Here is a 5,513-nt window from a genome sequence, read left to right as displayed (position 1 = left end):
GCAACTGCATTAACTGATGCATTAAATCAATTTAATGCACCAGCAAGTGAAGCGGGTGTATTCGTTGATGCTTTAGCTAATGGTGCAAAATATGGCGCTGCAGAAATTCCACAAGTAACAGATGCTTTATTAAAGTTTGGATCTGTTGCTCGAAGTTCAAATATTTCAATAAAAGAAAGCACCGCATTAGTTGAATTATTAGCCGAAAATGGATTGAAAGGTGCTGATGCAGGTACTGCTTTAAGAAATGTATTATTGAAATTATCTGCACCAGATGCTTTGCCTAGAAAAGCTCAACAGGCAATAAAAGATTTAGGAATTTCATTTGAGTTTCTGAAAGATAAATCTATACCTATTCAACAAAAACTAGAAGCATTAAAACCAATTTTAAAAGACAATGCAAAATTGGTTGAGGTATTTGGATTAGAAAATACCGTTGCAGCTCAAAATATTATTGGTCATACAGAAAGGCTAAAGGAATTAACTATTAAAATGGGTGAGGTTGGAACTGCTGAAGAGCAAGCTATAAAAAGAAGTAATACTTTAGAGGGTTCTTTTGATAAATTAGGAAGTGCTTATGATAGTTTTATTCTGTCTTTAAGTGATAGAAACTCCCTTGGAACCGCATTAAAATTTGTTACTGATGAATTGACCTCTACTGTTGAAGGTTGGAGAAAAATATTCACTTCTAATGAAAAATTGAAAGAAGAAGAAATGGCTATACTTAGAAAAAAAGAAATTGATTCTATTTTAAAAAGTTATTCTGATACAAATAAATATAATGACGGACAATTAATTCTTGTAAAAAAAAGCAATAGTGAGCAAATTAAAAATAATGCAGAAAGAGTAAAATTATTAATTTCTCAAAACAAAGAAAATTTTTATTACACCAATCAAGAAGCTTTAAAACAAGGTGCTTTTTCCGATAAAACAGAAAAAGATTTGATTTCTTATAAAAAAAATACAGCTGAAATTTTACGTTTAAATAAAGAATCTAGAACTCTTATTAATAAAAATGATGGATTAGACAATTTATTAAATAGTAGAAAAATAGTAAAAAATAAAAATAATACTCCTAATTCTAATGAAGACTCCGATAATGATAAAAAAGCAGCTAAAGCAAAATTAGACTTACAAAAACAACTGAATGATTCTTTGTATGAATTGCAAAAACAACGTTTGGAACAAACTATAAAATTCAATGAAGAGATTGTTGCAGATGATTCTCAAAGTGACGAAATGCGTATTCAAGCGACTTACAATAGTCAACAAAAACAAAAGGATCTACTTCTTTTAACTAAAAAACATTTGCTTGATAATGATAAATTAACAGTAAATGATCGAATTAGAATTAATGAAGATTACTCTAGTAAATTAAAAGAATTAAAGAAAAAAAGTCAAAAAGAAATTGACAAAATTAATGAGTTTGATGAAGCTAGTTATCAAAAAAGTTTAGAAGATAAAATCTCTAAAAATAATGTTGCGATGAATTCGGAATTAGAAGTTGAAAACAGGAAGTTTCTGGCTCTTGGAGATTTAGAAAAGCAAAGTCAAAAAGATCGAGAAAATGCAATTGAAAATCATGAAAAAACAGTTTTTGATATTAAAAAGAAATATGCAATAAGTGCATTAAAGTTACAAATATCGAATTTAGAAACTGAATTAATAGCTAGTGATGCTTTACCTGAAAAAGAAAAATTGTCTTCTGAAAAAAGGCAAAAAATAGCTGAAACATTAACTAAAGCAAAACTAGATTTATCAGAAGAAGAGTTAAAAAACAATGATGATAAAAATAAAAAAACAGTTGATAAAGAAAAAATAACAGCAGAAAAGTTATTGGAAATTTCTCAAAGCCTAACAAGCGCTTTAAGTGATCTAGCTAATGCTATTTTTGAAAGAAAAATAACTAACATTAACGAAGAAATCACTAAAAATGATGAATACTACGCTAAGCAAATTGAATTAGCAGGTAATGATCAACGAAAAAAAGATATACTTCAAAAGGAGGCTGAGAAAAAACGTCAAGTATTAGAGAAAAAGAAACGTGAAGAGGAGCATAAACAAGCTGTTTTTAATAAAGCAGTTACTATTGCGCAAATAGCAATACAAACAGCATTATCTGTTATGAAAGGATTTGCAGATAGTGGATATGTTGGTGCAATTTTAGCTGGAGTTCTTGGTGCAATTTCATTAGCAACTGCAATCGCTACTCCAATACCTAAGTATAAAATGGGTCGTAAAGGCGGACCAGCTGAGATAGCTATGATTAATGATGGTGGAGTTCAAGAGGTTGTAACCGATGCATCTGGAAATAATGCAAGAACCACAACTAATAAAAATGCAATTGTCAGTTTGATGAAAGGGGATATTGTGCATAAGTCTATGGAAGATTATCAGAAATATATTAGAAATTCTATCCTGTCAAATGTAAATGCGCAAGCACGAAAAACGAGTGATTTTCAAGCTAAACAATATTTTGAAAATAGGCATGATAAAGAAATGCTTGAAGAACTTAAGAAAACCAATAAAGCACTTGAAAAACAAAAAACAGAGGTAAACTTGACAAATAAAATTGATATTGGTCACGAAATATGGAAGCTTGGTAATACAAATTGGAGTAAATAATATTTCAGAAAAAGGGAATTTAAACGTTCCCTTTTCTATAAGTAGAATCAAAATAGATAAAATTAAATTAATATTATGGAAAAACGAACAAAGACAGGAGGAAGGATTGCTGGAACTCCCAATAAAACCCCGTCAGAAACAAAGGAATTACTTAGAACTATTTTAGGTAAAGAAGTAGAAAAATTAGGTGTAATGTTGGCAAAATTAGAACCTCTAGAGCGTGTTAATGCAATAGCAAAGCTTTTGCCTTATATAATACCAAAACAAATTCAACAAGATATTTCTGTAATTACAAATGAAACTATGACTCCAGAACAGAGAGAGGCCCGAATTGAAGAATTAAAAAAACGATTAGAATAATTATTTATGATAACAGATGCAGAGTTACAAGAATTAGAATGTCTTTTGATTGCAAAGTATCGCGAAAAACAGTTTGATCCTATAATACATGACCAGGAAACCAATTTAGTTTACATTAAGGACAATGGTTTTGTTGATTTATTGAAATTGTATTTTCCTGAAAGATTTAGAATTGATAATTCCGATAATGTAGTAATGAGTTTGGATATTTTTCGAATATTGCAATCTCGATATTTTAGAGAAAATAAGACAGTTGTTTTAGTTCAGAAGTAATAAAAAAACCCTCTCATAGTTGGGAGGGTTAAAATAGAATTATTGTTTTTTCAATTCCCCGATTGGAATATATGCACCTTTTCTAAGTGTAAAAATAGTTTCTGTTTTAGTTGGTTTAGTAGATAGAAATAACTCTCGTACATCCACATTTAAAACGTCTGCTATTTTAATTAATAAGTCGGGTTTTGGAAAACTATTTCCTTGAACAATGTTTGAGATACTAGCTGGAGTTACTTCGACTTTTTCTGCTAATTCCTTTCCAGTTATGCCTTTTTCATACAATAATTCTTTTAGTCTTAAAATGTTCATGGCTTCATTATTTAGGTTTATACAAAGATAGTGAATTATAGTAATACTATAATTATTTTCAAAATAATTATAGTATTATTTATGTTGCATTATATTATTACTTATATTTACATCAAAATAATTATAGTAACACTAAATATTAAAAAAATTAATCAATAATAATTAAATTATGGTACTTACAGAAAATCAAGCAGAAGTTACTCCGAAAGGATTTTTAGAAAAAAGAGAGTTTAATTCATTCATGGTATTGGACACAACTAGCGTTGTATATTCAGACGATCATAAAGTGTTTGGTTATAGTATTGAGATATTGAATCTTATACGTGTTACGTTTATAGCAAACAAGATGTGTTTAGATTTTAAATCAAGTTTTTGCATTGATACAGATATTTATCATAAAGCAATAAACAACGTTTTAACTTACAAATCATTTTCAGATTCGGAACTTGAAAACTATTTTATAACTGAACAGAAAAAAGAAGAATTTTTAAAATTTTCATGTAGTTTATTCGATATTGAAAATAATTTTTACTTACCATACGAAGTTGACTATATCCTTTTAGGAATCAATATTGACCTTTATAACAATCTTGATGAAATCAAAAAAGAAGAGTTACATGAAAGTTATGGAGATATTGCATGTGATGTCAGATTAAAACAAATGAAAATTAAAGATTTTATTTTGAAAGCCAGAGAATTATTAGTTATAAACAGCGTAATGGATATTATTTCTGAATAATAAAAAATATTACAAGCATTTATTAATTAGAATGTCATGTGTTAAATAAGGTATTTTTAATTGTATTTAATTTTGACACCTAAATACTTGAATGTACCAAGGTGTAAACAAATATAAAACATCTTAATTTAAAACAAAGCACAATCAAATGATTGAGCCTTGATTTATATTTTGAATAGATTATATTTAGGGCATTCAAGTATTTAGGTGTCTTAATTTTATATTTGAACCAAAATATCTAAGAATAAAACTAAAAACTTGAACAAATTCTAAAATAAATATATTCAAAATGATTGCCGAAACCGCTTTTAATGTTATACAAGCTCTTTCTCCAGGAGAAAGGAAACGACTTTTAAAAATGTTGAATGTAGATGTTCAACCAGAAAAAGTTATAACAACTACATCAATTATTTCAGATGCACAATGCAGAGAAATGATAATCAAACAATTCAATAGATTTAGTAAACGATTTAAAGAAAAACAATCAATTTTAAAATAGAGCAAAAATGAAAATATTTGATGTAGTAATAAGCATTGCAATATTAATATTCGCTGTACGTTTTTTGTGGTATTATTTCAAAAGCAAACCTTCAGATAAATATCATAATGATAGTTGGAGAAAGAGAAAATAAAAAAGCGTACGATAATGTCGTACGCTTTACTTTTAAAATAAACTTTTAATCCTCCATATTAATTGTTTTACTTCGTCTAAATTTTTACATTGTTTTGTTTGAAGAATATAAACATTTAATGACCTATTCTGACGTTTTGTCAAAGGACATTTATATAATATTTCTTTTAAAAATTCAATAGTTTCATTTTTTAGATTTTCTGAATTAGAATTAATCAGAATCTCCAGTCTGCTTTTTAATAGTTGTCTGTTCATAATATTAAAATTTATAATTATTATTAAGACAAAGCACTGGATTAAGGTTTTAAAAAAATAGGACAAAAAAAAACGACCATTTATTGGTCATTTCTTTTAAATTAGCTATACACAGGCAAGTATAAAACCATAGCAAATATACTAATAATTAGATAATAATTTTTAGAGATTTAAAACGTCTTTATCACATAGAAAAAATGTTTTCAATTCAAATATCAACTAAATATCAACTAAAATAACTATAATGTGTTGATAGTCAAGCTTATTTGTGACCACGGCGGGATTTGAACCCGCACGCCCTTACGAGCACCAGCCCCTCAA

General features: G+C 27.8%; 6 protein-coding genes. 5 read left to right on the top strand and 1 reads right to left on the bottom strand.

The features are described from left to right. From ABI549_RS13320 to ABI549_RS13310, 3 genes are all read left to right on the top strand, one after another. Positions 1–2,625: phage tail tape measure protein (locus ABI549_RS13320; RefSeq protein WP_348076950.1), on the top strand; the 2,625-nt coding region annotated here is incomplete at its 5' end. Between the two features lie 75 nt (positions 2,626–2,700). Next, entirely contained in the window at positions 2,701–2,985 is a 285-nt protein-coding gene (locus ABI549_RS13315; protein WP_348076949.1) for a hypothetical protein, read from the top strand. A 6-nt stretch (positions 2,986–2,991) separates the two neighbouring features. Next, the gene (locus ABI549_RS13310; RefSeq protein WP_348076948.1) at positions 2,992–3,258 is read left to right on the top strand and encodes a hypothetical protein; all 267 of its coding nucleotides are present in this window, start codon (positions 2,992–2,994) and stop codon (positions 3,256–3,258) included. 39 nt (positions 3,259–3,297) lie between these two features. Here ABI549_RS13310 and ABI549_RS13305 read toward each other — a convergent pair whose 3' ends face one another. Further along, the gene (locus ABI549_RS13305) at positions 3,298–3,567 is read right to left on the bottom strand and encodes a helix-turn-helix transcriptional regulator (protein ID WP_348076947.1); all 270 of its coding nucleotides are present in this window, start codon (positions 3,565–3,567) and stop codon (positions 3,298–3,300) included. A gap of 169 nt (positions 3,568–3,736) precedes the next feature. On the opposite strand from ABI549_RS13305, the gene ABI549_RS13300 reads away from it, so the two are divergent. Beyond that, entirely contained in the window at positions 3,737–4,306 is a 570-nt protein-coding gene (locus ABI549_RS13300) for a hypothetical protein (RefSeq protein WP_348076946.1), read from the top strand. A gap of 289 nt (positions 4,307–4,595) precedes the next feature. Beyond that, positions 4,596–4,805, top strand: a complete 210-nt coding sequence (locus ABI549_RS13295; RefSeq protein ID WP_348076945.1) for a hypothetical protein — start codon at positions 4,596–4,598, stop codon at positions 4,803–4,805. Positions 4,806–5,513 lie beyond the last annotated feature (708 nt).

The organism is Flavobacterium sp., from assembly GCF_039932285.1.
Classification (GTDB): Bacteria; Bacteroidota; Bacteroidia; order Flavobacteriales; family Flavobacteriaceae; genus Flavobacterium.
Note: the sequence above shows the minus strand (reverse complement) of the source record. Positions and strands in the feature narration are given on the sequence as shown.

What these genes read in the sequence shown, in the direction of transcription:
- ABI549_RS13315 (WP_348076949.1), top strand. Translation starts at nt 2,701, where the DNA reads ATGGAAAAACGAACAAAGACAGGAGGAAGGATTGCTGGAACTCCCAAT.
- ABI549_RS13310 (WP_348076948.1), top strand. Translation starts at nt 2,992, where the DNA reads ATGATAACAGATGCAGAGTTACAAGAATTAGAATGTCTTTTGATTGCA.
- ABI549_RS13305 (WP_348076947.1), bottom strand. Translation starts at nt 3,567, where the DNA reads ATGAACATTTTAAGACTAAAAGAATTATTGTATGAAAAAGGCATAACT.
- ABI549_RS13300 (WP_348076946.1), top strand. Translation starts at nt 3,737, where the DNA reads ATGGTACTTACAGAAAATCAAGCAGAAGTTACTCCGAAAGGATTTTTA.
- ABI549_RS13295 (WP_348076945.1), top strand. Translation starts at nt 4,596, where the DNA reads ATGATTGCCGAAACCGCTTTTAATGTTATACAAGCTCTTTCTCCAGGA.